At 64.0% G+C, this 24,633-nt stretch carries 21 protein-coding genes; 13 read left to right on the top strand and 8 right to left on the bottom strand.

All coding sequences use genetic code 11. The features are described 5' to 3' along the window. Positions 1-8 precede the first annotated feature (8 nt). The 3 genes from ACN9MZ_RS10785 to ACN9MZ_RS10775 form a co-directional block, all read right to left on the bottom strand. Positions 9-3,224, bottom strand: a complete 3,216-nt coding sequence (locus tag ACN9MZ_RS10785) for an efflux RND transporter permease subunit (RefSeq protein WP_426342135.1) — start codon at positions 3,222-3,224, stop codon at positions 9-11. Between the two features lie 38 nt (positions 3,225-3,262). Next, entirely contained in the window at positions 3,263-4,447 is a 1,185-nt protein-coding gene (locus ACN9MZ_RS10780; protein WP_426342134.1) for an efflux RND transporter periplasmic adaptor subunit, read from the bottom strand. Positions 4,448-4,672: 225 nt separating this feature from the next. Further along, positions 4,673-5,095: a divergent PAP2 family protein gene (locus ACN9MZ_RS10775; RefSeq protein WP_426342133.1), complete on the bottom strand. Its 423-nt coding sequence runs from the start codon at positions 5,093-5,095 to the stop codon at positions 4,673-4,675. Between the two features lie 68 nt (positions 5,096-5,163). Here ACN9MZ_RS10775 and ACN9MZ_RS10770 point away from each other — a divergent pair, with 68 nt between their 5' ends. Next, the gene (locus ACN9MZ_RS10770) at positions 5,164-6,195 is read left to right on the top strand and encodes a DUF475 domain-containing protein (RefSeq protein ID WP_426170754.1); all 1,032 of its coding nucleotides are present in this window, start codon (positions 5,164-5,166) and stop codon (positions 6,193-6,195) included. Continuing rightward, the gene (locus tag ACN9MZ_RS10765; RefSeq protein ID WP_426342132.1) at positions 6,195-6,557 is read left to right on the top strand and encodes a hypothetical protein; all 363 of its coding nucleotides are present in this window, start codon (positions 6,195-6,197) and stop codon (positions 6,555-6,557) included. The genes ACN9MZ_RS10770 and ACN9MZ_RS10765 overlap by 1 nt, the downstream gene beginning before the upstream one ends. 122 nt (positions 6,558-6,679) lie before the next feature. Here ACN9MZ_RS10765 and ACN9MZ_RS10760 read toward each other — a convergent pair whose 3' ends face one another. Together ACN9MZ_RS10760 and ACN9MZ_RS10755 are read right to left on the bottom strand one after the other, a co-directional pair. Then, positions 6,680-8,968 carry a hypothetical protein gene (locus tag ACN9MZ_RS10760; RefSeq protein WP_426342131.1) on the bottom strand — a complete coding sequence of 763 codons (2,289 nt, stop codon included), beginning with the start codon at positions 8,966-8,968 and terminating at the stop codon, positions 6,680-6,682. 109 nt (positions 8,969-9,077) lie between these two features. Continuing rightward, the gene (locus ACN9MZ_RS10755; protein ID WP_426342130.1) at positions 9,078-10,055 is read right to left on the bottom strand and encodes a serine/threonine protein kinase; all 978 of its coding nucleotides are present in this window, start codon (positions 10,053-10,055) and stop codon (positions 9,078-9,080) included. A gap of 66 nt (positions 10,056-10,121) precedes the next feature. Here ACN9MZ_RS10755 and ACN9MZ_RS10750 point away from each other — a divergent pair, with 66 nt between their 5' ends. Continuing rightward, a complete protein-coding gene (locus tag ACN9MZ_RS10750) occupies positions 10,122-10,811 on the top strand; it encodes a UPF0149 family protein (RefSeq protein WP_426342129.1) in 690 nt (229 codons plus the stop codon). A gap of 110 nt (positions 10,812-10,921) precedes the next feature. Next, on the top strand, positions 10,922-11,743 hold the full coding sequence (locus ACN9MZ_RS10745) for a crotonase/enoyl-CoA hydratase family protein (protein ID WP_426342128.1): 822 nt from the start codon (positions 10,922-10,924) through the stop codon (positions 11,741-11,743). A 21-nt stretch (positions 11,744-11,764) separates the two neighbouring features. Here the strand turns inward: ACN9MZ_RS10745 and ACN9MZ_RS10740 are convergent, their stop codons facing one another. Then, entirely contained in the window at positions 11,765-13,276 is a 1,512-nt protein-coding gene (locus ACN9MZ_RS10740; RefSeq protein ID WP_426342127.1) for a hypothetical protein, read from the bottom strand. Between the two features lie 26 nt (positions 13,277-13,302). Then, on the bottom strand, positions 13,303-14,904 hold the full coding sequence (locus tag ACN9MZ_RS10735) for a hypothetical protein (RefSeq protein ID WP_426342126.1): 1,602 nt from the start codon (positions 14,902-14,904) through the stop codon (positions 13,303-13,305). Between the two features lie 99 nt (positions 14,905-15,003). Here ACN9MZ_RS10735 and ACN9MZ_RS10730 point away from each other — a divergent pair, with 99 nt between their 5' ends. From ACN9MZ_RS10730 to ACN9MZ_RS10705, 6 genes are all read left to right on the top strand, one after another. Beyond that, on the top strand, positions 15,004-15,336 hold the full coding sequence (locus ACN9MZ_RS10730) for a hypothetical protein (RefSeq protein WP_426342125.1): 333 nt from the start codon (positions 15,004-15,006) through the stop codon (positions 15,334-15,336). Positions 15,337-15,403: 67 nt separating this feature from the next. Next, positions 15,404-15,742: a hypothetical protein gene (locus ACN9MZ_RS10725; protein WP_426342124.1), complete on the top strand. Its 339-nt coding sequence runs from the start codon at positions 15,404-15,406 to the stop codon at positions 15,740-15,742. Positions 15,743-15,802: 60 nt separating this feature from the next. Beyond that, complete coding sequence (locus tag ACN9MZ_RS10720) at positions 15,803-17,911, top strand: TonB-dependent siderophore receptor (protein ID WP_426342123.1); 2,109 nt, start codon at positions 15,803-15,805, stop codon at positions 17,909-17,911. A 17-nt stretch (positions 17,912-17,928) separates the two neighbouring features. After that, positions 17,929-18,654: an ABC transporter ATP-binding protein gene (locus ACN9MZ_RS10715; protein ID WP_426342122.1), complete on the top strand. Its 726-nt coding sequence runs from the start codon at positions 17,929-17,931 to the stop codon at positions 18,652-18,654. After that, positions 18,651-20,084 (top strand): DUF3526 domain-containing protein, encoded by a 1,434-nt coding sequence (locus ACN9MZ_RS10710; protein WP_426342121.1) that lies wholly within the window; start codon positions 18,651-18,653, stop codon positions 20,082-20,084. Before ACN9MZ_RS10715 ends, ACN9MZ_RS10710 begins: the two co-directional genes overlap by 4 nt. After that, positions 20,085-21,446: a DUF3526 domain-containing protein gene (locus ACN9MZ_RS10705; protein ID WP_426342120.1), complete on the top strand. Its 1,362-nt coding sequence runs from the start codon at positions 20,085-20,087 to the stop codon at positions 21,444-21,446. Between the two features lie 29 nt (positions 21,447-21,475). On the opposite strand, the gene orn is transcribed toward ACN9MZ_RS10705, so the two are convergent. After that, a complete protein-coding gene (gene orn, locus ACN9MZ_RS10700) occupies positions 21,476-22,063 on the bottom strand; it encodes an oligoribonuclease (protein WP_426342119.1) in 588 nt (195 codons plus the stop codon). A gap of 57 nt (positions 22,064-22,120) precedes the next feature. Here orn and ACN9MZ_RS10695 point away from each other — a divergent pair, with 57 nt between their 5' ends. From ACN9MZ_RS10695 to rsgA, 3 genes are read left to right on the top strand one after another with little or no spacing between them, the layout of a single operon-like run. After that, positions 22,121-23,392 carry a M48 family metallopeptidase gene (locus ACN9MZ_RS10695; protein ID WP_426342118.1) on the top strand — a complete coding sequence of 424 codons (1,272 nt, stop codon included), beginning with the start codon at positions 22,121-22,123 and terminating at the stop codon, positions 23,390-23,392. Then, positions 23,389-23,730: a 4a-hydroxytetrahydrobiopterin dehydratase gene (locus tag ACN9MZ_RS10690; RefSeq protein ID WP_426342117.1), complete on the top strand. Its 342-nt coding sequence runs from the start codon at positions 23,389-23,391 to the stop codon at positions 23,728-23,730. The genes ACN9MZ_RS10695 and ACN9MZ_RS10690 overlap by 4 nt, the downstream gene beginning before the upstream one ends. After that, a complete protein-coding gene (rsgA, locus tag ACN9MZ_RS10685) occupies positions 23,727-24,626 on the top strand; it encodes a ribosome small subunit-dependent GTPase A (RefSeq protein WP_426342116.1) in 900 nt (299 codons plus the stop codon). The genes ACN9MZ_RS10690 and rsgA overlap by 4 nt, the downstream gene beginning before the upstream one ends. Positions 24,627-24,633 lie beyond the last annotated feature (7 nt).

Raw genomic sequence — 24,633 nt, 5'->3', positions numbered from 1 at the left:
GGCAGGGTTCAAGCCATGGTTGGCTTGCGGCCACGCCCGCTGGCCAGCACGAACAGCTTCTTGAGCAAGCGGTACACCAGGCGCACGAAGGTCAGCGCCAGGATCGCTTCCACCAGGGTCAGCACGAAGGCCGCCAGGGTATTCCAGCGTTCCTCGCGAAGCTTGAATTTATTCACCATGCTGTCGCGGGTGATCTCGATGCTGTCGTAGAAGGTCGGCACCACCAGGAGGGTCAGCAGGGTCGAGGTGATGGTGCCGCCGATGATGGCCACGGCCATCGGACGGTAGAACTCACCGCCATCGCCCATGCCGATTGCCACCGGCATCATGCCTGCGATCAGCGCAAAAGTCGTCATCAGGATCGGACGCAAACGCATGCGGCCCGCATACATCAGCGCATCCTCGCGGCCATAGCCTTCTTCTTCGCGCTTGCGCGCCGCGTCGAGCAGCAGGATGGCGTTCTTGGCCACCAGGCCCATCAGCATGATGACTCCGATAAAGCTCATCAGGTTCAAGGTACCGCCTGTCAGCAGCAGGCCCACCACCACGCCGATCAGCGACAAAGGCAAGGACAGCATCACCGCGCCCGGCGCCGTGAAGGAGCCGAACTGCATCACAAGCACCAGGTACATCAGGCCGATGCCGGATACCAGGGCAATGCCCATGGCGCCGAACACTTCCGCCTGGTCCTTGCCCGAGCCGCCCACGTCCATGCCGAAGCCTGGCGGGTAGTCCATCTTTTCAGCCAGCTCGCGGGCTTCCTTGATCACTTCGCCGTTCGAGCGGCCTTCCACGTTGGCCGAGACAGAGACCATGCGCTTGCCGTTCTTGTGGCGGATGGTGGCCGGTCCTTTGCCCATGGTGATCTTGGCGATCTGGTCCAGCGGTACCATCTGGTTGGTGCCGGTGACGGCGATCGGCAGGCGCTCGATATTGTCAGGGCTCACCCGGTCTTCCGGATGCAGGCGCACGGCTACGTCGCGCGTCTCGCCGGTCGGATCGACCCAGTCGCCCACTTCGATACCGGCAAAGGCCACGCGCAGCGACTGCGCCGCGTCGCCGGCGGAAATGCCCATCGAATTGGCCAGGCCGCGGTTCAGTTCAATCTGCAGCTCGTCCTTCGGATCTTGCTCGGACAGGCCGACGTCAACCGCGCCCTTGACCTGGCGCAGTTTCTCCATGTACTGGTTGGTGATCTCCATCAGCTTGCGCGAATCGGGGCCGACGAAGTCGATCTGCACCGGCTTGCGGGCGCCGTTGTTGATGTCTTCCAGCACCACGAATTCGCCGCCCACCAGGCCGGCCAGCTTCTGGCGCAGTTCCATGCCGATCTCGGTGGCATCGCGCTTGCGCTCCTTGCGCTTGCCGATGTCGACCCAGATACGGCCGCCCGACAGGTTGACGTAGGTGCTGGTCGCCTTCACTTCTTTAATGGTGTGGGCGATCTGCGCGGCCTTTTCCATCTTGGTCTTGGTGTAGTCCAGGCTGGACGAGGACGGGGTGCGCACGTCGATGGCGATGGTGCCGAAGTCCACTTTCGGCAGGAAGCTGGAGCCGCCGATGGTGCCCTGCAGCGCCAGCGCGCCAACAAAGGTCGCCACGGCAATCACGGCCATCCAGCGGCGATGGTGCAGCGCCCAGGCAATCACCTTGCCGTAACGGTCGGCCTGGTGGTCGAACCAGTGGTTGAACTTGTCCAGCACCTTGCCGATGCCCTTCTTCGGCGCGTTGTGGTGGTCAGGCGGGTCGCCCCAGTAGGCCGACAGCATCGGGTCCAGCGTGAAGGAAATGAACAGCGACACGGCCACCGAGCAGGTCACGGTCAGCGCGAATGGACGGAACCATTCGCCCGGCATGCCGCCCATGAAGGCGACCGGGATGAACACGGCCATGATGGAGAAGGTGGTCGCGGCCACGGCCAGGCCGATTTCGGCCGTGCCTTCCAGCGCTGCCTTGCGGCGGTCGGAACCGTTCTGCATGTGGCGCACGATGTTTTCACGCACCACGATCGCATCGTCGATCAGCACGCCGATCGCCAGCGACAGGCCGAGCAGGGTCATGAAGTTCAGCGTGAAGCCGCACAGCCACACTGCGATGAAGGCTGCCACCACCGAAGTCGGCAGCGACAGCGCGGTAATCAGGGTGGAGCGCCAGGAGTTCAGGAAGGCGTACACCACGAAGATGGTCAGCACGGCGCCGAACACCAGGGCTTCGATCACGTTGTTGAGGGAATCCTGCGCGTCTTCACCGCCGTCGCGGGTCACTTCCAGCGAAGTGCCGTTGCCTTCTTCCTTGAATTCCTTGTTGATGTCTTCGGTCAGCTTGCGCACTGCCTTGGCCACCGACACGGTGGAGGCATCGCGCGCGCGGATCACGGCCAGGCCGACGTTCGGCTTGCCCGAACGCAGGCTGACGTTATTGATCTCGGCAAAGCCGTCTTCGATGGTCGCTACCTGGCCCAGGCGGATCAGCTGGTCGCCGTTGCGCTTGACTACCACGTCCTTGAATTCTTCCGGACGCTCGATCCGGCCGACCAGGCGGATCGCCTTCTCTTCCAGGTCGCCGCGCACCTTGCCCACCGGGGCGTTGGTGTTCTGCATGCGTACCGCGTTGGCTACTTCGGCCACCGAGACGTTGAACTCGCGCAGCTTGTCGGCGCGCAGCAGCACCGACAATTCGCGCCGCAGCGAACCGTTGACGTTGACCACGGCCACCCCGTCCAGCGCGCGGTAGCGGTCGGCCAGCTTGTCTTCGGCCAGGCGCGACAGCACGGCATGCGACTGGGTCTTGGACGACAGCGACATCTGCATGATCGGGTCGGCCGAGGTGTCGATGCGCTGGATCATCGGCTCGCGCATCTCGGTCGGCAGCTTGTAGCGCACTGAAGCGATGGCGTTACGCACCTCGTCGGACGCTTCGATCAAGTTCTTCTGGAACGTGAAGCGCATTTCGATGGTGGCGCTGCCCTCGCGCGAGGTCGAATACAGGTCGGTCACGCCGGCAATCGACTGCAGCGATTTTTCGAGGCGGTTGACCACCTCGCGTTCGACCGTCTCCGGCGAAGCGCCAGGATACGGAATGTTGACGATCAACAGAGGAATCTCGACGTCGGGATTCTGGTTGACGCGCAGCTTGGACAAGGCCAGCAGGCCCATGGCCATCATCGCCACGATCAGGACGATCATGGCGACTGGGCGCTTGATACTGAAATTAGAAAGGAACATGGCTTGGTTTCCCCGGTTTCCCTGGTTTTTATACTTCTTTAGTTGCCCTTGACGGCATTGGCCGGCACCGAAGCGGATGCAACCGCCTTGTTCATTTGCAGGTCGACTTTCTGGCCATCGCGGAAGCCGGAGGCCGGGGTACGCATCACGATATCGCCCTTGGCCAGGCCCGACTGCACCTGCCAGTTGCCGCTGCGCGCATCGCGTGCGCCCATTTGCAGCGTGGCTTTGGACAAGGCCTTGTCCTTGATCTTCCAGACGTAGGTGGTGTCGCCTTGCTTGACCAGGGCCGACTCCGGCACCATCAGGGCGGAAGTGGTTTCCGCTTCGATGCGGCCTTCGGCGAACAGGCCGGCGACGCGCGGCAGGTTCTTGTCGGCGAAATCGACCAGCACTTCAACCTGGCGGGTGACCGGATTGGCGGCCGGGTCAACGCGCTTGACCTTGCCCAGGAAGTTCTGGCCCTGGTAGCCGTTGATGGCGAACACCACGCCCTGCCCTGCCTTGACCACGCCCACCGAGTCAGCCGAAACGCGGCCTTCGAAGCGCATCGACGCCGGGTCGACCACTTTCACCAGTTCCTTGCCGATCTGCGCGGTATCGCCGGCCGAGACCTTGCGTTCGGAGACGATGCCGTCGAACGGCGCGCGCACCAGGGTGCGGGTCAGCTGCTGGTTGGCGGCCACCAGTCGAGCCTTGGCAGCCGACAGGTCGGACTGGGCATTATTGCGTCGCACTTCGGCGTCTTCCAGCACCTGCGAGGACACCATGCCGGAGGCTTTCAGGGTTTTTTGACGCTGCAGTACGCGCTCGGCCTGGTCCATCGACTGGGTGGAAGCACGCACGGCTTCCTGGGCCGAATTCAGCGCATCGCGCAGGGAAGTATCGTCCAGGCGCACCAGCAGGTCGCCCTTCTTGACCGCTTCGCCGTTCTCCTTCAGCACTTGCATCACGACGGCGCCGACTTCCGCGCGCAGGTCGGCCTTGCGTTCAGGCTGGATGGAACCGGTGATCACCGGACCGGACGACAGGGCATTGCTTTCCACCGTCACCAGATCTTCAGATGCAACCTGCAGCGTTGCAAGCTTCTTGTCATCGCCCTTGCCTTTCGCGTCGGCAGTCGCCGAGGCGCTGGCCTTGCCGGCTTCAGGCGCCTTGTCGGACTTGCCGCAGGCGACCAGCGCGGATGCAACGGCGAGAGCTAATAGGGTTTTACGCAACATGTGAATCTCCAGTTTGGTGGACGGCTTATTTTTGAATATGGAATGCATACTTCTGCAGCGTGCAAAAGTATCCTTTTACAGAGGGAGAGTGTCAATTCGCCGCGGGCCAGACTGCCGGTTTTTAGGGCTGGACTGCAGGATTCGCGGATGAACCGCAAAAACGGTGGCTGAACTGCAAGAAAGGATTGCTACATTAGTGTAGCAATCCAGGGGTATTGGAAGGGATTAAACGCGTGGGAACAGGGCGAAGATGATGTGGCCCATGGCAATGCCGGTGGCCAGGCCACCGGTGATCTCGATCACGGTATGGCCCATCCGTTCGCGCAGCCATTTATGTTCAGTGGCATCCTTGGCCAGGCGGTTGATCGCCGCCGCCTGGCGGCCGACGTGCTGGCGCAGGCTGTTGGCGTCAATGATCACGATGAAACACAGCGCGACCGCCACGCCGAAGGCCGGATGCCCGATGCCCTCGCGCAGGGCGATCAGGGTGGCCATGCTGGAGACCACGGCACTGTGGTTGGATGGGAAGCCGCCATTCCCGACCAGGTTGAATGCCCATTTGCGGGCTTTGATACTGTTAATCAGGAATTTGATCGGACCGACAGTAATCCAGGTCAAGACAGGCGTCAGCAGGTAAGCGAGATCCATTTATAGCGTCCTAAGGTGCAATCCCCCATTATAATCGGCGCACTAACAATTATTAATAGCAAGCAAAAATGAAGCATTTCAGGATTTCGATTATTGTCACCATCGTTTTGATGGGGCTGGCCGGCTGGTGGGGCTATAACCATGGCGGCATGTCCGCTGCGATTACCGCGTTGTGGATTACCGGCGTCCTGGGAGTGATGGAAGTCTCGCTCTCGTTTGATAATGCCGTGGTCAACGCCTCGGTCCTCAAGAACTGGAACGCGTTCTGGCAGAAACTGTTCCTGACCGTCGGCATCCTGGTGGCCGTGTTCGGCATGCGGCTGATCTTCCCGCTGGCCATCGTGGCGGCGGCGACCGGGCTGGACATGCTGTCGGTGTGGGACATGGCGCTCAAGACGCCGGAAGAATACTCGCGCCACCTGCTGGGGGTGCATGAGGAAGTGGCAGCCTTTGGCGGCGCCTTCCTGCTGCTGGTTTTCCTGAACTTCCTGTTCGACGAAGAAAAGGATGTGCACTGGATTCACTGGTTTGAGGAAAAAGTGGGCAAATACGGCACCGAAAGCCTGGCCGTGCTGCTGACCCTGGTCGCCGTGGTGCTGTGCGTGCAGATGGTGCCGGAGGCCAAGCGCTATACCGTGCTGTACTCGGGCGTGATCGGTACTGCGATTTACGTGGGCGTGGGCTGGATCAGCAGCCTGCTCGAAGAAGAAGGCCATGGCGAAGTCGGCAAGGCTGTGGCCGGCGGCTCGATCGGCGGCTTCCTCTACCTGGAAGTGCTGGACGCCTCGTTCTCCTTCGACGGCGTGATCGGCGCCTTTGCCATCACAAGCGACGTGGTCATCATCATGCTGGGCCTGGCCATTGGCGCGATGTACGTGCGTTCGCTGACCGTGTACCTGGTGCACAAGGGCACGCTGGACGAGTTCATCTACCTCGAGCACGGCGCGCACTACGCGATCGGCATCCTGGCCCTGATCATGTTCGCCAGCGTGAAGTATCACATCCCGGAGTGGTTCACCGGCCTGTCCGGGGTGGCGTTTATTGCTGTATCGCTGTGGTCTTCCCTTAAATACAAAAAACTACATCCTCAGGAGTCTTAATGGGTCGTGTGCTGGTGATTGTCGGTGGCCTGCTGGCCGCCGTGGCGCTGCTGTTTGCAGCTTATGTGTGGGTGGCGTTGAACTATTCGTATTCGGAGGGCGAGCGCGCCGGGTATTTGCAGAAGTTTTCCAAGCGCGGGTGGATTTGCAAGACCTGGGAGGGGGAGATTCTTCTGACCTCGATGCCGGGGGCGATTCCGGAAAAGTTTGAATTTACCGTACGCGATGATGCTGTCGCATCGCAGATCGCGGCGGCGGCGGGCAAGCGGGTGGTGCTGCATTATGCGCAGCATAAGGGCGTGCCGACTTCGTGCTTCGGCGACACGCAGTACTTTGTTGAGTCGGTGAACGTTCAGCCTTAAACCGGAGAGTCCGGGTCTGACCCAAGGGTCAGACCCAGTCAGCGCATAGTTTGCCGGTACTTCCCAGTTGGCCGATGATCAGACAGGGTCTGACCCTTGGGTCAGACCCAGGTTTACCGGATTTAGCGGCCGCGCCACACGGCGCCAGCAGTGTCCTTCAGCCGCCCGATCACATCGCGCGCCATGGTCTCCGACTGCTCGTCGGCCGGATGCGCCGCCTTATCCTCCATCGCACTCAGCATATTCTGCGCCGCATGCTGGCGTCGTGCCTCCTGCTCCAGCAGCTTCTTCTTCGACTCCACCATCGCCGCGGTCGTCGCGGTCACACGGCGCTGCAGCTCGGCATGCGCGTGAACGGTATCGACCAGGGTCTTCTGCTCCGCCAGCTTGGCCCATTCCGCCTCATTGGCCGCCACCTCGGCCGCTTCACGCTGGCGCGCCACTTCCACCAACTGCTCCTCGGCATCGGCACGCGCCTTGGCGGCCGCGGCTGCCTTCTTCTCCAGCTCGACGCGCACCTCGATCGCCTTGGCCGCACGCACTTCGGCCGCATTGGCGGCGCGCTGCTGCACCAGTTTCTGGTCGATCAGCGCCAGCGTGTCGCGCTCCTTGGCCACGAATTCCAGCTCCGACTTCAGCAGCGACTCCTCAGCCGCAACGCGAGCCTGCTCGGCCTTCGTACGCTCTGCCTGCGCCTTGACCAGTTCACCTGCCAGGCGCGCCTGGGCAGCGGCAGCTGCGGCAGCGGCAGCCTTGTTGGCCGCATCAAATTCAACCTGCTCTGCCATCGCGCGCACGGCCGCGGCTTCCTGCTCGGCAGCCACCTGCAGGCGCGCATCGGCGGCGGCCTTGCGGCGCGCTTCGGCAGCGCCGGCACGTTCGGCATCGACCCGCGCCTTGGCGGCCGCGGTGGCGACTTCTTCGGCAGCGATGCGGTCGTTCATTGCTTCCAGCGCGGCCTGCTCGGCGTTGGCGCGGGCGCGTTCAGCTTCGGCCAGGCGGGCATTGATGGCGTCCAGCGCGGCCTGCTCCGCGTCGGCACGAGCCCGCTCGGCATCGGCCAGGCGCACGGCAGCAGCGGCTTTTTCCTGTGCCAGGGCATTGGCTTCTTCCGCAGCAGCCAGTTGCGCAGCTACCGCATCCCGTTCAATCTTCTCGGCCGAGGCCTGTTCGGCGGCCACGGCGACCGAGCGCGCTGACAGCTGCTGGCGTTCGGCAGCAATGGCGGCCGCACGCTGGTGTTCTTCCGCTTCGATGCGGGCCTGTTCGGCAGCGGCCTGCTCGGCCTGTTCGCGCAGCTTGGCCTGCTCCAGCGCTACGGCTTCCGCTTCCAGGCGGGCGCGGGTTTCAAAATCGGCTTGCTGCTCGGCTTCCACGCGCGCCATGGCGATGGCGTGCAGCTGGCGGTCCGTCTCCACGCGGCGCTCGGTGGCGGCGATGATCTGCAGGTCGGCGTCGCGCCGGGCCTGGGCGGCGGTGGCGGCCATGACCTCGACGCGCTCACGGTGCTGCGCGGCGTCGCGGATCTCTTTTTCAGTCTGCAGGCGCAGGTGCAGCGACTGGGCGGCGCTGCGGTCCGATTCGGCCTTGGCCAGCGCGATCTGTTCGCGCTCCTGCTCCAGGTGGGCCAGGGCGCGCGCTTCTTCCAGCGCGCGCACCTCGGCGGCGGCGCGCTTGAAGGCCGCTTCCAGCGCCACCTGGTCGGCGCGCTCGCGCTGGCGGGTGACTTCCAGCGCTTCGGCTTCGGTGCTGGCCAGTTGTTCGGCGGTCAGGCGGGCGGCATGGGCCTGGCGCTCGCGCTCGCGGGCGATGGCGGCCATGCGGGCGTCGGCAGAGGCCACACCCACCACCTCATCGCGGGCAGCCTGCACGGCGGCGGCGCGTTCGGCCGCCTGCATGCGGGCATGCTCGGCCTGGACGGCCAGTTCTTCGGCGGCCTTGTTGGCCAATTCGGCCAGTTTGGCTTCTTCCGCGACCTGCTCGGCGGCGCGGCGGCGGCCTTCTTCCTCGGCCTTGGCGCGCTGCTCGGCAGCCAGGCGCACCTGGATGTCGGCGTCGACACGGGCGCGCAGTTCGGCGGTTTCCTGCTTGACGGCCTCCAGGCGGGCCACGCTGGCCGATGCGGCTGCGCGCAGGGTTTCCAGGCGCTCCTTGTTGATCTTGATGGCTTCTTCGGCAGCTTCGGCATTCTGCACCGCCGCCGCCGCAGCGGCCGATTCAAGGGCGGCGCGGTCTTCTGCCAGGGCGCGGGCGCGGGCTTCGGCCACGGCGCGCGATTCGGCGGCGCACTGGGCTTTCGCCTCGGCTTCAACGCGGGCAATGGCTTCGGTGATCGCTTTCAGCTCGGCTTTCTCATGCTCAGCACGGTCACTGGCGACGGCGTCGGTATTTGGCGGCAGTTGTGCTTGCATGAGGATCTCGCTTGGCTTTTGGGGTGATGTTGCCATTATCGATGAGTCCAGCAGGGGCGAAGCGCGCGAGCAAGGCGGGAAAATCCCGCCAATTCTCGCGTTTTACCAGTTAAACCGGCCAGAGGGGAGGCTCGTCCATCAGCGCGATCTGCTCGCGCAATTCGAGGATACGATCTTGCCAGTATCGTTGTGTATTAAACCACGGAAAAGCCAGCGGGAACGCAGGATCGTCCCATCGCCGTGCCAGCCAGGCCGAGTAGTGGACAAGGCGCAACGTGCGCAGGGCTTCCACCAGGTACAGCTCGCGCGGGTCGAATTCCCGCATGTCCTCGTACCCGGCAAGGATATCGCCCATTTGGCGCACCATGTCGCTCCGCTCGCCGGACAGCATCATCCACAGGTCCTGCACGGCCGGCCCCATGCGGGCATCGTCGAAATCGACGAAGTGCGGCCCTGCATCGGTCCACAAAACATTGCCACCATGACAATCCCCGTGCAGGCGGATCAGCTCGACCTGCCCTGCCCGTTCATAGCAGCGCCGCACGCCGTCCAGTGCCTGGTCGACCACCGAGCGCCAGGGTGTTACCAGTTCCGGCGGCAGGAAATCGCTGGCCAGCAGCCAGTCGCGCGGCTCTTCGCCAAAGGAGGCAATGTCCAGGGTCGGACGCGAGGCGAACCGGCGCGCTGACCCGGCTGCGTGAATGCGGCCGATGAAGCGGCCGGTCCACTCCAGCACCTTGGGATCATCCATTTCCGGCGCGCGGCCGCCATGGCGCGGGAAGACGGCAAAACGGAAACCCTCGAATTCATGCAAGGTGCGGCCGTCGCGCGCCAGCGCCGGCACGGCCGGCACTTCCCGCTCCTGCAGCTCCTGCACGAAGGCGTGCTCCTCCTGGATCTGTTCGTCGGTCCAGCGCCCCGGGCGGTAAAACTTGGCCACCACCGGCGGCCCCTCTTCCATGCCCACCTGGTAGACACGGTTTTCATAGGAATTCAGCGCCAGCAGGCGGCCATCGCCATACAGGCCGATGCTGGCCAGGGCGTCGAGTACCCGGTCCGGGCTCAATTCAAGGAATGGATGCGTCATTCTCGCTATTGTAAGGGCCAGGGCGTATACTGTCGCCCTTCGACCCAATATATAGAGCGCCAAGCCATGCAACTCGACCAGCCATTGACCGACAAAGAATTCGACGAACTCGACAACTTCCTGCTAAGCGACCAGAGCCCGGAGGATTCCATGACGATGGACCACCTGCATGGCTATCTGACCGCCATCGCCATCGGGCCGGAGCCGATTACCCCGGCCGAATGGCTGCCGAGCATCTGGGGCGAGGATCGCAAGGACGGGCCAAAGTTCAAGAACCCGAAGCAGGAAGAGCGCATCTACAACCTGATCACCCGCTTCATGAACGAAGTGCTGGTGACCTTTGAAGTGGCGCCGAAAGAATTCGAGCCGCTGTTCGTCGAGCACGAACATGAAGGCAAGGTTCTGCTGAACGCCGAAGCCTGGTGCTGGGGCTTCTGGGAAGGCATGGAACTGCGCGAGGGGTCCTGGGACGAGATCTGGGATTCCGAAGCTGCTCCGCTGATGCGCCCGATCTACCTGCTGGGCGCCGACGAGATCAAGCCGGAAGAACTGCCGGAAGTGGAAGACCCGGTGAAAGCCCACCAACTGGCCCTGGACATCGAAGCCAACCTGCCGGCTATCCACAAATGGTGGGTGCCGCGCCGCAAAACCGGCGTGACCACCGTCAAGCACGAGGAGCCGAAAGTCGGCCGCAATGACGACTGCCCGTGCGGCAGCGGCAAGAAGTACAAGAAGTGCCACGGCGCCGAGCAATAAGCGCCAGGCCACGAAAAGCCCGCCAAGTGCGGGCTTTTTTAACGTCTTTACTCTAAATCCTGCGCCAGGCCGCTGCCATAATTGCGTTCCTGACCATCGAGGAGAACCCCATGAGCATTCCAGTGCTGGAAACAGTCGCCATCAGCGTAGAAGACCATATCGCCACCGTGCGGCTGAACCGGCCGGAAAAGCTGAACGCGATGAACCTGGCCATGTGGCACGACATCCGCAGCGCCTTCCGCTACGTCGACGACACGCCGGAAATCCGCGTCGCCGTGCTGGAAGGCGAAGGCAGGGCCTTCACGGCCGGGATCGACCTGCAGATGATGATGGGCCTGGGCCAGCAGATCCAGAACGATTGCGACGGCCGCATGCGCGAATCGCTGCGCCGCATCATCCTCGATCTGCAGGACACCCTCACCAGCCTGGAACGCTGCCGCAAGCCGGTACTGGCGGCCGTGCATGGCGCCTGCGTGGGCGGCGGCATCGACCTGGTGACCTGCGCCGACATGCGCTACTGCTCGGCGGACGCCTGGTTCTCGATCAAGGAAATCGATATCGGCATGACGGCCGACGTGGGCACGCTGCAGCGCCTGCCGCGCCTGATCGGGGAAGGCATGGCGCGCGAACTGGCCTACACGGCGCGCAAGGTGGAGGCGGCAGAAGCCAGGGAAATCCGCCTGGTCAACCGCGTGTTCGATTCGCCGGAAGCGCTGCGCGAAGGCGTGCGCGCGATTGCCGCCGATATCGCGGCCAAGGCGCCGCTGGCCGTGCGCGGCGTGAAGGAAATGATCACCTACGCGCGCGACCACTCGATTGCCGACGGCCTCAATTACAACGCCACCTGGAACGCGGCCATGCTGATGTCGGCCGACCTGCAGGAAGCCATGATGTCCGGCATGGCCAAGCGCGCGCCGGCGTTCAAGGACTGACCGGGACCAGGCGACAGCGGCTTATTGCTCATTGCGCTTCTTTTCGTGCTCGCCAAACTCTTTGTCGTAGCTGGAGTATTCCGCGTTCCATTTCATGCCATCGGACGACGTGCTTATCGTCAGGAAGCCGAAACTGCTTTCGTCCGACATTTGCAGGAGTGGGACCGATTTCATCACCTGCACGTGGTAAGGCCATTCGAACTGTTTCAATAGCTGCCAGCTCTGGCCTTTGTCGGCGCTGCGATACAGGGCGCTCTTTTGCGCGTGATCCACGCCCATTATCAAGAACGAACCATCGGCCATTTGCTGGACCGTCCCGACATCCGAAGAGCCCTTGGGCAAGCCGAGCTTGACCGCGTCCCACTGCTTGCCCGCGTCGTAAGAAACGTAATGTCTGCCGCCACCGGCAATCGCCAGCATGCCAGTCGGGCTCACCTTCAAACTGGAAAACTTCTGTTTTGCCGGCAGTGCCAGCGGGCTCCACTGACGCGTGCCAAAGTCCAGTGACTGGATCGCATCGCGCCCCGTCGTATAAGCCAGCCCATTGGCGGTCGGCCAAATCCAGTAGCGGTAACCCAGCCTCCCGGGCAGGCGCTCGACAGGGTCCTTGCGCACTTCGCTCCACTTTCCGCTGTCCAGTTTCGGCGAAAAATACAGGGTCACATGGTCGTCACGCAGGTTGGCGATATACCAGCCGCTGTTGACGCTGCCGACTATGCGCAGCAGGTTACCGGGCGGCAGGTCGCCGATCGGTACCGCTTGCAGCTTGCTTTCGCCCCTGGCAAGGCGCAGCAGCGTGCCAAATTCGCCGGTCACCAGCAAGTCGGCATCAGGCAGTTTGACAGGCGAAGCGCAGTTCAGCGCAGCAATGCCGGGTCCGTTCAACCCGCGCCACACGCCGTTTGCCTGGCGCTGCATCAGGGTACCCATGCGGCCACCGGCCAGGACCAGTCCGTCTTTCTCGGTAATGCATTCGAGGTCGCCTGGCTTGCTGATGGCATATTCCTCGACTTTGTCTTTCGGTTGACGCTGGTCCACCCAGCCGCCAGCCGCCTGCTTTTCATACTGCGGCGCCTGCTCGGGCGCGTAGGCTTTGATCAGGGGCAGGTTGCTCGTCACGCGTCCGCTGCGGCCAACCACGACTTTGAGATTGAGCGGCGTAACGATCAGGCGCCCCAGGTCCACCGGACCGCCGCCCTTCACCAGGAAGTTGCCGATAAAACCGCTTTCCGCCGCCAATTGCAAATTAAGGTGGCTCTTGGTGTCTTCCAGCAGGGAGAGCTTGTACTCCCCGGCCGGCAAGGTGCCGGTAAATAAGCTGGTGCCGCGCGAGACCAGTCTCCCGGTCTTTTTCAGCTGGATATTCTGGCTCGACCCCACGCGCTGCAGGCGCAGGCGGTCAAACGTATCGATCTGGCTGGTATTGCTGGTAATGCTAATCGCTACCGCATTTTGCTCCGCTTGCGCAGCAGCGGCCGCGGCAACCGGCAGCACAATCAGGCCTGCTTTCATGACGAACTTGCTGAGTTTCATGGCTCTCCTGGCTGGAAATAATCGAACTAAGGGGCTGACTTGCCGGCTTTGCGCTCTTCTTCCCACTTCGCATACTCACGGTCGTAAGTGGAAAACTCTTCGCGCCAGTAATCACCATCGGTAGATGTGCTCAGGGACATGAAGTAGTCCAGGTTATCGTCCGACGTCCGCAACATGGGCGTCGACTTGAGTACCGTCACGCGGTAGCGGAAACGGAAGCGGGATTCGGCAGTCCAGGTCCGGCCCTGGTCCCTGCTGCGGAACAGTATGCTTTTGTGGTCCAGGTTTTGCCCCACAAAGACCATCGATCCATCGGCCCTTTGCTGGAGCGATCCAACGTCCACGTAGCCCCCGCCCTCGATGTTGATCTTTACCTGTGCCCAGTGCTTGCCGCCGTCGTGGGAAACATAATGCCTCTCGAGTCCGGCGCGCATTGCCAGCATTCCATTGGGACTTAAGGCCAGTCCGGAAAAGGCTTCCTTTTCGGGCAAGGCGACGGTGTCCCAGCGTTTTGTAGCAAAGTCCAGCATTTGAATCGCGCCCCGCCCCGTTGTGTATGCCAGGCCATTGGCAGTGGGCCAGATCCAGTAGCGGTATTCGAAATTCCCCAGCAGGCGGTCGACGTGATCGCGGCGGACCTCGGTCCATTTCCCGCTTTCCAGCTCGGGGGAATGGTACAGGGTGACGGTCTGGCCACGCTGGTTGGCGACATACCAGCCACTTTGACTATTGCCGATAATGCGAAGCAGGTTCCCGGCTGGCAAATCCCCGGTCTGGACCTGGCGCAGTGCAGCCTCGCCTTTTTCGTGACGCAGCAGCGTCCCAAACTCGCCGGCCACCAGGAAGTCCGCATTGGGCAGCTTGACCGGCAAGGCGCAATTCAGCGCAGCCACGCTGGTGCTGCCCAAGGCAAGCCATTTGCCGCCCGGCTGGCGCAGCATCAGGGTACCCAGGCGTGCACCGGCCAACACCAGACCGCCCTCTGTTTCGGTGATGCATTCCGCGTCGCCAGGCCGGCTTCGCGCATACTCCTCAATGTTGTCGTCGGCATGGCGCGGCCCGATCCAGCCGCCAAGCTGTTCCTTTTCAAACAGCGGTGCATACGCAGGCGCAAAGTTCCTGATCAGCGGGAAGTTGGTGAGGACGCGGCTGCTGCGCCCGACCAGGGCCTTGAAATTGATTGGCGCAACGATCAAACGCCCCAGATCTGTCGGCGCCCCTCCGACCACGCGGAAATTGCCAGTGAGGCCGGGCCCGTCCTGCAGTTTCAAGGTTGTGCTGATGGAATCGTCCCTCAGCATGACAAGCTGGTACTCCCCCGCAGGCAACACGCCAATGAACAGATTGGTATCGCGCGAAGATAGCTTGACGCTCGCTTTCAACAGGAATTCCTGCCCCGTCCCCAGGCGGCGGACGGTCAGTTCGTCGAACTTGTAAGCCGTGGTTGTGTTGTTGGTGATGCTGACGGCTACCGCGCTTTGCTCGGCCGTCAACGGCGCCGCCAGCGGATCTGCCACCGTCGTGGCGCAGCCGGACAGCAAGACGGGCAGCACCAGGCCGCAAATCAGGCTCAATTTCAGAAACGATATGCGAGTGCTCATGACAACCCCAATATTGCCAAAACGCAATGATAAGTGATCCCGCGAGCCAGGTATACATGTTTGCAAGATTGGCGAACCGCCATCGCGATGGCGGTCAACCGGCAAATGTTGCTATACTCGCTCGCTATGCAAACCAGGCCTGACACCCAACGTTACGGACTGCGCCAAGGCGATCGCCTGTGGCGCTGGCTGCTCGCGTTGTGCGCCATCGTGTTTGCATTGCAGGTGCTGGCATCGTCCTCGCACAGCCACGACCTGGCCGACAAGCTGGACGACTGCGTGGCCTGCCAGATGGCCAGCCATTTCCCGGCCGACGTTCCATCCACCCCGCCCGCCCTCCTGGCAATCTTCCTGGCTGTCGCCTACTTCCTGGCGCGCCAGCCTTCGGCGCCAGCGGCAATCGCGCCGCAGCGCTACCTGATCCCCCAGCGGCAGGCGCCGCCCCGTATCGCTTCGTGACCTGACCTCCCTGCCGCTTGCGCGCAGGATTCCCCGTTACGCCCGCGGCATCTTGCCGCTATTCGATATGCCCAAATTCCGTCGCACCCGCGTGCCAGCGCGGCGTGCCATCCATATTGCGCTGGCCGCCCTGCTGGCGGCCGCCTTGCTGACGGCGGTTTCCGCCGGCCTGCACCACCGCATCGCCCACGCCTCACAGGAAGCCGGGCGCGACGTCGCGCCCACGCATTCCTGCCTGGCTTACGATGCCGCCACGCTGGCCGAGCGCCTGCCGGCCACGCCACTACTGCTGCCCCAGGCACAGGCCCCGGCGCGCCCGCTGGCCTATGCCGAGCGGGCTTCGCCTGGCCGTCGCGCGGCACCGCCCTACCTGCCGCGCGGCCCGCCCGCCAACGCCTTGCCCTGACCAAGTCCCGGCGCCGCCCAGTGCGGCGGCGCATTGATCAAGCAAGACGAGAAGATAAAAATGACGAAGAAAATCCGCCTGCGTGCCATCCCGGCTGCGCTGGCACTGCTCACCCTGTCGGTTCGTGCCGAAGAACCGCAAACCGTCGAAGTCGTGGGCCGCCGCGACTCCGGCAGCTACCTGGCCAGCGATGCGCTGGGCAGCAAGACCGGCCTGCCGCTGCGCGAACTGCCGCAAGCCGTGCGCATCATGCCGCGCCAGGTGCTGGACGACCTGGGCGCCCTGCGCATCGACGATGCCCTCGATTACGCCGGCGGCGTATCGCGCCAGAACAGCTTTGGCGGCCTGTGGGACAACATCGCCATCCGCGGCCTGGCCGGGGATCCGAACAACGGCATGGCCCTTCTGTTGAATGGCTTTGCCGCCAATCGCGGCGGCATCAACGCGCCGCGCGACACGGCTGCCGTCGAACGCATCGAGTTCCTGAAAGGCCCGGTGGCGGCGCTGTACGGCGCCAGCGAACCCGGCGGCACGCTGAATATCGTCAGCAAGCGCCCGCTCTGGCGGCCCGCCTACGCGCTCGATGCGGTGGCCGGCAGCTTCGGCCTGCGCCGCGCGGCGCTCGACGCCACCGGCCCGCTGGGCGAAGCGCTGGCCTGGCGCCTGAATGCTGCCAGCGAAAAGCGCGACAGTTTCCGCGACCATGTCGATGCACGCCGCACCCTACTGGCGCCGGCGCTGAGCATCAAGGCCGGACCGGGCACGCGCATTGAGTACCGCGGCGAATTGCTGCGCCATGTGGGCACGCTGGACCGCGGCATCGCAGCGGTCAACGGCGAACTGGGCGCCGTGCCGCGCGAGCGTTTCCTCGGCGAACCGGGCGACGGCGATATCCGCATCTTCAACAGCACCCAGCAGCTGATGCTCGAGCATGTGCTGTCGGAGGCGTGGCAACTGCGCGCCGGCTTGCTGTGGAAGCGCGGCCTGCTCGATGGCTACGCCACCGAACCGGTCGCCACCCTCAATGCAGACCAGCGCACGCTGCGCCGCCAGCGCCGCCTGCGCGATTACGGCTCCGACGACCTGGCCGGCCACCTGGAACTGGCGGGCAGTCCGGCGCCGGGCCATGAACTGCTGCTCGGTGCGGAGGCTTATCGCTTTGATTACGACCTGCGCATGTTCCGCGCCAGCCCGAGCGCTGCCGCGCCGTATGCGATCGACGTGCTGGCGCCCCTCTACGGCCAGCCGCTGCCGGTGCCTGCCCTGTTTACCGATACGCTGGAAAAGCAGCGCAGCGTGGCAGTGTATGCGCAGGACACGCTGCGCCTTGGCCAGCACTGGCGCGTGGTGGCCGGCTTGCGGCACGACGGGCACGAGCAGACCCTGGCCAACCGGCGCAACGGCACGCTCGCCCGCCAGGAGCCGAATGCCACCTCGCCGCGGGTCGGCGCCAGCTACCTCGCCACGCCGGAGTGGACGCTGTTTGCCAACTGGGGCAGCTCCTTCCGTCCCAATACGGGCAGCGACGCCAGCGGCTCCGCCTTCGCGCCCGAGCGCGGCAAGGCCAGCGAGGCGGGCCTGAAATGGGAACAGGCAGGCGGCCGGCTTGGCGCCACCCTGGCCTTGTTCGATATCCCCAAACGCAATGCCCTCACCACCGATCCGCAGCAACCCGCCTATTCGGTGGCTGCCGGCGAAGTGCGCAGCCGGGGATTGGACTTCGACCTGGCGGGGCAACTGGGCCGCGCCTGGCGCGCCAATGCCAGTCTGTCCCTGATCGATGCCGAGGTGGTGCGCGACAACACACTGGAAACCGGAGGCCGTTTGCTCAACGTGCCGCGCGTGAACGGCAGCCTGATGCTGATGTACGAAGGCGCGCTGGCCAATGGCGCCCGCTTCGGCGTCGGCGGCGGCGTGACGCACACGGGCCGCCGCCTGGGCGAAGCACGCACCCAGGCCCAGGCCAGCGGCGGTGCAGCGCCGTTCGATCTGCCGGCCTATACGGTGGCGCGCCTGGTCGCGCACTGGCACATCGCACGCGGCCTGCGGCTGTCGTTCGATATCGACAACCTGTTCGACAAGACCTACTACACCAGTTCCTACCAGCGCACCTGGGTGGCGCCCGGGTCGCCGCGTGCGGTCTCGCTTGGGCTGCAGGCTTCCTACTGATTGAAAGGAGAACACAGATGACCAAAATTGCACTTGAAGCGGTGGGCCTGGCGGTCCGCTATGGCACGGCTAGCGTGCTTGACTGCCTTGACTTGCGGGTACGGCAGGGCGAGATCTACGCGCTGTTGGGCGGCAACGGCGCCGGCAAATCCACCACGCTGAACGCCTTCCTCGGCTTCGCCCGCCCGGCGGAAGGCTATGCCCGCGTGTGCGGCATCGATCCCGCGGTCGATCCGCTGGCGGCGCGCGCCAGCCTGGCCTATGTACCGGAGAACGCCGCCCTGTACGAACACCTGTCGGCACGCGAGAACCTCGATTACCTGCTGCGCATGGGCGGCGCCGACGCCGCGCCCGCCATCATCGAGGCGGCGCTGGACGACGTCGGCCTGGACCCGGCAGCCTGGGACCGTCGCCTCGGCGGCTACTCCAAAGGCATGCGCCAGAAGGTTGCCATTGCATTGGCGGCGGCGCGCCTGGTGCCGGTACTGCTGCTGGACGAGCCGACGTCCGGCCTGGACCCGCATGCCAGCAGCGATTTCAATGCCCTTTTGCTCAAGCTGCGCGAGCACGGCGTCACGGTGTTCATGGTGACGCACGACCTGCTGGGTGCGGCCGAAGTCGCGGACCGCATCGGCTTCCTGGACCGCGGCCGCATTGCCCATGAACTGGCCGCGCACGGGCCGCAGCGCTTCGATGTCCAGCAGTTGTTCCAGCGCTATGCCGATGCACGGAGGGCGGCATGAGGCCCGCGTTTGCCGCCACCGCGTGGCGGGTGGCGCTGGAGGAATGGCGCGCCTTGCGGCGCAGCAGGGTCGCCGTTGCTGCGGCGGGCCTGCTGCTGGTGCTGACACTGGCGGCCATCATGGTCAGCCTGGAACGCGCCCACAGTGTGGAAGCGCAGCGTGCCCGCCTCCAGCAGCAGGCCGACGAGCAGTGGAACAGCCAGCCGGACCGCCATCCGCACCGGGTGGTGCATTTCGGGCACTACGTGTTCCGCCCGCTGACCGCCCTCGCCTTCTTCGACTTCGGCGTGGCGCCTTTCACCGGCAGCACGCTGTACCTGGAAGGGCACCGCCAGAACAGCGCCAACTTCAGCGACGCCGGCCAATCCTCGCTGCTGCTGCGCTTCGGGCAATTGACGCCGGCCTTCGTGCTGCAGGTGCTGGCTCCTTTGCTGCTGGTGTTCCTGGGGTTCGGCGCCCTGGCGCGCGAGCGCGAGCGCGGGCAACTGCGGCTGATGCTGGCGCATGGCGTCGGCGGCGGCGCGCTGGTGACGGGCAAGCTGGCGGCGCACGGCGCGTTGGCCCTCATGCTGGCGGCGCCGGCGCTGGCAGCCCTGCTGCTGATCGCAGCGGCCGATCCGCTGCTCGTGGCGCCGGCCAGCTGGCTGGCGCTGGGCTATGCCGCCTACCTGCTATCGTGGTCGGCTGCTGCGGTCTTGCTTTCCGCCCTGGCGCGGCGGGCGCGCGATGCGTTGCTCGTGCTGGTCGGCGCCTGGGCCCTGATGGCGGTGCTGCTGCCGCGCGTGCTGCCCGACCTGGCTTCCAGCATGGTGCCGCGCCCTACCCGCATCGAAATGGAAGCAGCCGTCCACGCCGAACTGGCGCGCATCGGCGACAGCCATAATCCGGACGATCCCTACTTCCGCAATTTCCGCGACAGCGTGCTGAAACGCTATGGCGTCAGCAAGGTCGAGGACCTGCCCGTCAACTACAAGGGGCTGGTGATCGAGGAAGGCGAGCGCCTGACCAGCGAGCTGTTTTTGTCCAGCATGCAGCGCGACTTTGCACGCCAGGCCGCGCAGGGCGGCGTGCTGGATACGGCGGCGCTGGCGGTGCCGCTGCTGGCCCTGCGCAGCATGTCGGCGGCGCTGGCTGATACCGACCGGGCGGCGCACGAGCGCTTCCTTCTGGCCGGCGAAGACTATCGCTATCGCCTGATCCAGGCGCTGAACCGGCTGCACGCCGAAAAAGTGAAGTACCACGACGACCGCGCCCAGCGCATTTCGGCTGACTACTGGCGCGCGCTACCACGCTACCGCCATCCCCCCACCCCGCTGCAACGCACGGTCGCGCAGCGCGTATGGCCCGCGCTGGCCATCCTCGCCGGCTGGCTGGGCGCCGCGGCATTGCTGGCCGCCTGGGTCGCGCGCCGTCTGGAAAGGAATATCTGAATGAATAACTGGAAATTCGAACTCCTGCTGTTGCTACGCTCGCGGCCTGCGGCTGCGGCGCTCGTGGTGCTGGCGCTATTGTCCGCACTGTCGGTCTGGAACGGCATGCGGGCGATGGGCGCTCAGCGCGTCGCGCTTGAGCGGATCGCCGCCGTCCATGCCGCCGACCTTGCGGAACGGGCAGAACGCCAGCCTGCCGACGGCGATGCCGGGCTCACAGCCTACTACACACCTCACCTGACCTTCGACCCGGCGTCACCGTTGGCCTTTGCCGCCATTGGGCAACGGGACGTCCAGCCCTATGCGCTGCAGGTGCGCGCCCTGGGACTGCAAGCGCAGCTCTACGAATCGGAAGCGATCAACCCCGAGCTGGCTGCGCCGGGACGATTCGACTTCGCCTTTGTGCTGGTCTACCTGGCGCCGCTGTTCATCATCGCCCTGATGCACGACATGGTCAGCGGCGAGCGCGAGGCCGGGCGCTTGCGCTTGCTCTCTTCCCTGCCCGGCAAGCCTGGTGCGTTGTGGCGCCGCCGCGTGCTGCTGCGGCTTGCCCTGGTTGCCGCGGCCCTGCTCTTGCCGCTGCTTGCCGCTGCACTGCTGTCCGGCGCCAGCCCAGGTGAAACGGGCCTGATGGCGGGCGCAGCGCTGCTCTACCTTGTTTTCTGGTGCGGCGTGGCCGCCTGGGGCGCGGCGGTGGCACGTAACGCAGCTGCGGGCGCTGCGTTGTTGCTGGGCGTCTTCGTGCTGCTGGCACTGGTGCTGCCGACGACAGTCAACGCTGCGCTGGAGCGGGCGATCCCGGTTGCGCAAGGCGCGGAACTGGCCCTGGCGCAGCGCCAGGCGGTGCATACGGCGTGGGATAGACCGAGGGAGGAGACGATGCAGCGTTTTTTCCGCACCCATCCCGAGTGGAAAGACACGGCGCCGCTGCCGGACGGCTTCCATTGGAAGTGGTATTACGCCATGCACCAGGCCGGGGATGACATAGTTGCTGGACAGGCAGCGCAGTACCGCAGCGCACTGTGGTCGCGTGAACAGTGGACGCGCAACGCGGGATTATTGCTGGCGGGAGTGAATGTGCAGGTGCTGCTGCATCGGCTGGCGGGAACCGATATGCAGGCCCGCCTGGCCTACCAGGATCGCGTGGCGGCCTACCATGAGCGGGTGCGGCGCCACTTCTATCCTTACGTATTTGACGAGAAGCCATTCGGCGCGGCGGACTTCACACGGCTGCCAGTGTTTGTCCCGGCGCCGGGCGCCGGCTTGCCGCCTGCCCCGCTGGCCTGCGCACTGGCCCTGTTGGCGGGCGCCGCGCTGGCGCTCGGGCTGCGCAGCACAGCTCGTGTCTCACTTGGGGTGTGACCCCATGGTATGACACGGGCTCGGCTGTTTTACAGCTTGATGAAGTGCTCGCGGTAGTACTTGAGCTCTTCGATCGATTCGATGATGTCGGCCAGGGCGGTGTGTTTCTGGGCTTTCTTGAAGCCGGCCACCATTTCCGGTTTCCAGCGGCGGCCCAGCTCCTTCAGGGTCGACACGTCGATATTGCGGTAGTGGAAGAAGGCCTCCAGCTTCGGCATGTACTTGACCATGAAGCGGCGGTCTTGGCCGATGGTGTTGCCGCACATCGGGGATTTGCCGTTCGGCACCCATTGGCGCATGAAGGCGATGAATTCGGCTTCTGCCTGGGCTTCGGTCACGGTCGACGCTTTCACGCGGTCGATCAGGCCGGAGCGGCCGTGGGTGCCCTTGTTCCAGGCGTCCATCTTGTCCAGCGTTTCGTCCGACTGGTGGATCGCCAGCACCGGGCCTTCCGCCAGCACGTTCAGGTGCATGTCGGTGACCACCATTGCCACTTCGATAATGCGGTCGGTCTCAGGTTCCAGGCCGGTCATCTCCATGTCGACCCACACCAGGTTCATTTCATTCGGGCGCTGTGGGGTGACCGGGGTTGCTGGGGTGTCGTTCGCTTGTGACATAATTCTCTCTAAGACAATATAAGGCAGGTTAATCCGCCATTTTCTCACAGGCACAGAATGTATTCACACGCGTTTTCGTATTTGTTCATTGCTTTTTTAACATCAACTCTGGTGCTGCGCTTCTGGCTCGCTTCGCGCCACATCCGCCATGTATTGCAAAACCGTGCCGCCGTGCCAGCCGATTTCGCGGAAAAGATCCCGCTCGCCGCCCACCAGAAAGCCGCCGATTACACCATCGAGCGCACCAAGCTTGGACTGCTGAACATGATGGTGTCCAGCATCATGCTGATCTGCCTTACCTTGCTGGGCGGCCTGCAATGGCTCTCGGCCACCTTGTTCAATGCCACCGGCGGCGGCATGGCTTACCAGCTTGGCCTGATCGTTGCTGTCTGCGTCATATCGGGCCTGGTCGACCTGCCGCTCGACTATTACCGCCAGTTCAAGCTGGAAGAACGCTTTGGCTTCAACAAGATGAGCAAGCGCCTGTTCTTCATCGACCTGCTCAAGGGTGTCGGCGTGGCTGGCGCGATCGGCCTGCCGCTGGTGTGGGTCATCCTGGTGCTGATGGAAAAATCGGGCAGCCAGTGGTGGCTGTATGCCTGGTTCGTATGGTGCGGCTTCCAGTTGCTGGTGATGGCGCTCTACCCTAACCTGATTGCGCCGCTGTTCAACAAATTCACGCCGCTGGCCGACGAATCGCTGAAGCAGCGCATCGAAGGCCTGATGGCGCGCGTGGGCTTCGCCTCCAAGGGCCTGTTCGTGATGGACGGGTCCAAGCGCAGCGCGCATGGCAATGCTTACTTCTCCGGCTTCGGCGCGGCCAAGCGCATCGTGTTCTACGATACCCTGGTGTCCAGCCTGTCGCCGCAGGAAGTCGAGGCGGTGCTGGCGCACGAGCTGGGTCACTTCAAGCTGAAACACATCATCAAGCGCATCGTGGTGATGTTCGGCCTGTCATTGGGTTTCCTCGCCTTGCTTGGCTACCTGAAAGGCCAGCTTTGGTTCTACACCGGCCTGGGCGTGAACCCGATCATCGTGCCCGGCCAGTCCAACGACGCACTGGCGCTGCTGCTGTTCATGCTGGTGCTGCCGGTATTTACCTTCCTGTTTGGCCCGCTGACTTCGCTCAGCTCGCGCAAGCACGAGTTCGAGGCCGATGCCTTCGCCGCCAAGCATACCGATGCGCGCGATCTGGTGTCGGCCCTGGTCAAGATGTACGAGGACAATGCGTCGACCCTGACGCCTGATCCGCTGCATTCGGCCTTCTACGATTCGCACCCGCCCGCCAGCGTGCGGATTCGTCAACTTAACCTGGCGGCATCTCAATGACAGCGAATATCCAAACTGCGGCCGATTTGCGCGCGCTGCGCTGCAGCCACCAGACCCAGGCCCTGGACGCCCCTGAGGCGCTGCGCCTGGTCCAGTTGCTGGATGGCTGGAGCATGGCCAGCGGCAAGCTGGTGAACACTTTCGGCTTCAATAACTACTACGAGACGATGGCTTTCGTGAATGCGCTGGCCTACATCTCCCACCGCGAAGACCATCACCCCGAACTGGTGGTTGGCTACAAGACCTGCCAGGTGCGCTACGACACGCACTCGGTCAACGGCTTGTCGATCAATGACTTCATTTGCGCCGCCAAGGCCGATGCATTGGGCCAGGCATGAGCAAGGGGACCAAACGCACCGGCACCATCATCGCAGCCCACGGCCGCCATTACCTGGCCGAAGCGGACGGCCAGCGCCTGCAGTGCGTCACGCGCGGCAAGAAAACCAATGTGGCGGTCGGCGACATCGTCGACCTGACCCTGACTTCGCCCGACCAGGCCGTGATCGACAAGATCCAGGAGCGCAAGACGCTGCTGTACCGCTCCGACCAGTACAAATCCAAGCTGCTGGCCGCCAATGTCGACCAACTGTTCATCGTGGTCGCAACGGAACCAAGCTTCTCGGACGACCTGGTGTCGCGCGCCCTGGTGGCCGCAGAGGCGGCAGGCATTCACGTGCGCCTGCTGCTGAACAAGGTTGATGTGACCGACATGCTGGAACACGCGCGCAAGCGCCTGCAGGTCTATTCGGCGATGGGCTACGAAGTGATCGAAGTCTCGGCCACCGGCCAGCCCGAGCAGACTGGCGCAACGCTGGCGCCGCTGCTGCAAGGGCATTCCTCGATCCTGATCGGCCAGTCCGGCATGGGCAAGTCTTCGCTGATCAACATCCTGGTGCCGGACGCCGATATTGCCACGCGCGAGATCAGCGAGGCGCTCGACACCGGCAAGCACACCACTACCTTCACCCGCCTGTATCATGTGGGCCCGGATTCAAGCGTGATCGATTCGCCTGGCTTCCAGGAGTTCGGGCTTTACCACCTGAGCGAAGGCATGCTGGAACGGGCCTTCCGCGATTTCCAGCCCTATCTTGGCGGCTGCCGGTTCTATAACTGCCGCCACCTGAGCGAGCCGCAATGCGCGGTGCTGGAGGCCGTCGACGACGGCAAGATCGCGAAAATGCGGCATGCGCTGTACGGCCAGTTGTTGCACGAGTCCTCGCAAACGCTTTATTGACGGGACG

Origin of the sequence: Pseudoduganella sp. S-14 (assembly GCF_049913285.1) — a bacterium.
Taxonomy (GTDB): domain Bacteria; phylum Pseudomonadota; class Gammaproteobacteria; order Burkholderiales; family Burkholderiaceae_D; genus Rugamonas.
This window is presented reverse-complemented; position numbering and strand designations above follow the sequence as displayed.

Coding starts and splice junctions, on each gene's coding strand:
- ACN9MZ_RS10785 (WP_426342135.1), bottom strand. CDS start 3,224: ATGTTCCTTTCTAATTTCAGTATCAAGCGCCCAGTCGCCATGATCGTC.
- ACN9MZ_RS10780 (WP_426342134.1), bottom strand. CDS start 4,447: ATGTTGCGTAAAACCCTATTAGCTCTCGCCGTTGCATCCGCGCTGGTC.
- ACN9MZ_RS10775 (WP_426342133.1), bottom strand. CDS start 5,095: ATGGATCTCGCTTACCTGCTGACGCCTGTCTTGACCTGGATTACTGTC.
- ACN9MZ_RS10770 (WP_426170754.1), top strand. CDS start 5,164: ATGAAGCATTTCAGGATTTCGATTATTGTCACCATCGTTTTGATGGGG.
- ACN9MZ_RS10765 (WP_426342132.1), top strand. CDS start 6,195: ATGGGTCGTGTGCTGGTGATTGTCGGTGGCCTGCTGGCCGCCGTGGCG.
- ACN9MZ_RS10760 (WP_426342131.1), bottom strand. CDS start 8,968: ATGCAAGCACAACTGCCGCCAAATACCGACGCCGTCGCCAGTGACCGT.
- ACN9MZ_RS10755 (WP_426342130.1), bottom strand. CDS start 10,055: ATGACGCATCCATTCCTTGAATTGAGCCCGGACCGGGTACTCGACGCC.
- ACN9MZ_RS10750 (WP_426342129.1), top strand. CDS start 10,122: ATGCAACTCGACCAGCCATTGACCGACAAAGAATTCGACGAACTCGAC.
- ACN9MZ_RS10745 (WP_426342128.1), top strand. CDS start 10,922: ATGAGCATTCCAGTGCTGGAAACAGTCGCCATCAGCGTAGAAGACCAT.
- ACN9MZ_RS10740 (WP_426342127.1), bottom strand. CDS start 13,276: ATGAAACTCAGCAAGTTCGTCATGAAAGCAGGCCTGATTGTGCTGCCG.
- ACN9MZ_RS10730 (WP_426342125.1), top strand. CDS start 15,004: ATGCAAACCAGGCCTGACACCCAACGTTACGGACTGCGCCAAGGCGAT.
- ACN9MZ_RS10725 (WP_426342124.1), top strand. CDS start 15,404: ATGCCCAAATTCCGTCGCACCCGCGTGCCAGCGCGGCGTGCCATCCAT.
- ACN9MZ_RS10720 (WP_426342123.1), top strand. CDS start 15,803: ATGACGAAGAAAATCCGCCTGCGTGCCATCCCGGCTGCGCTGGCACTG.
- ACN9MZ_RS10715 (WP_426342122.1), top strand. CDS start 17,929: ATGACCAAAATTGCACTTGAAGCGGTGGGCCTGGCGGTCCGCTATGGC.
- ACN9MZ_RS10710 (WP_426342121.1), top strand. CDS start 18,651: ATGAGGCCCGCGTTTGCCGCCACCGCGTGGCGGGTGGCGCTGGAGGAA.
- ACN9MZ_RS10705 (WP_426342120.1), top strand. CDS start 20,085: ATGAATAACTGGAAATTCGAACTCCTGCTGTTGCTACGCTCGCGGCCT.
- orn (WP_426342119.1), bottom strand. CDS start 22,063: ATGTCACAAGCGAACGACACCCCAGCAACCCCGGTCACCCCACAGCGC.
- ACN9MZ_RS10695 (WP_426342118.1), top strand. CDS start 22,121: ATGTATTCACACGCGTTTTCGTATTTGTTCATTGCTTTTTTAACATCA.
- ACN9MZ_RS10690 (WP_426342117.1), top strand. CDS start 23,389: ATGACAGCGAATATCCAAACTGCGGCCGATTTGCGCGCGCTGCGCTGC.
- rsgA (WP_426342116.1), top strand. CDS start 23,727: ATGAGCAAGGGGACCAAACGCACCGGCACCATCATCGCAGCCCACGGC.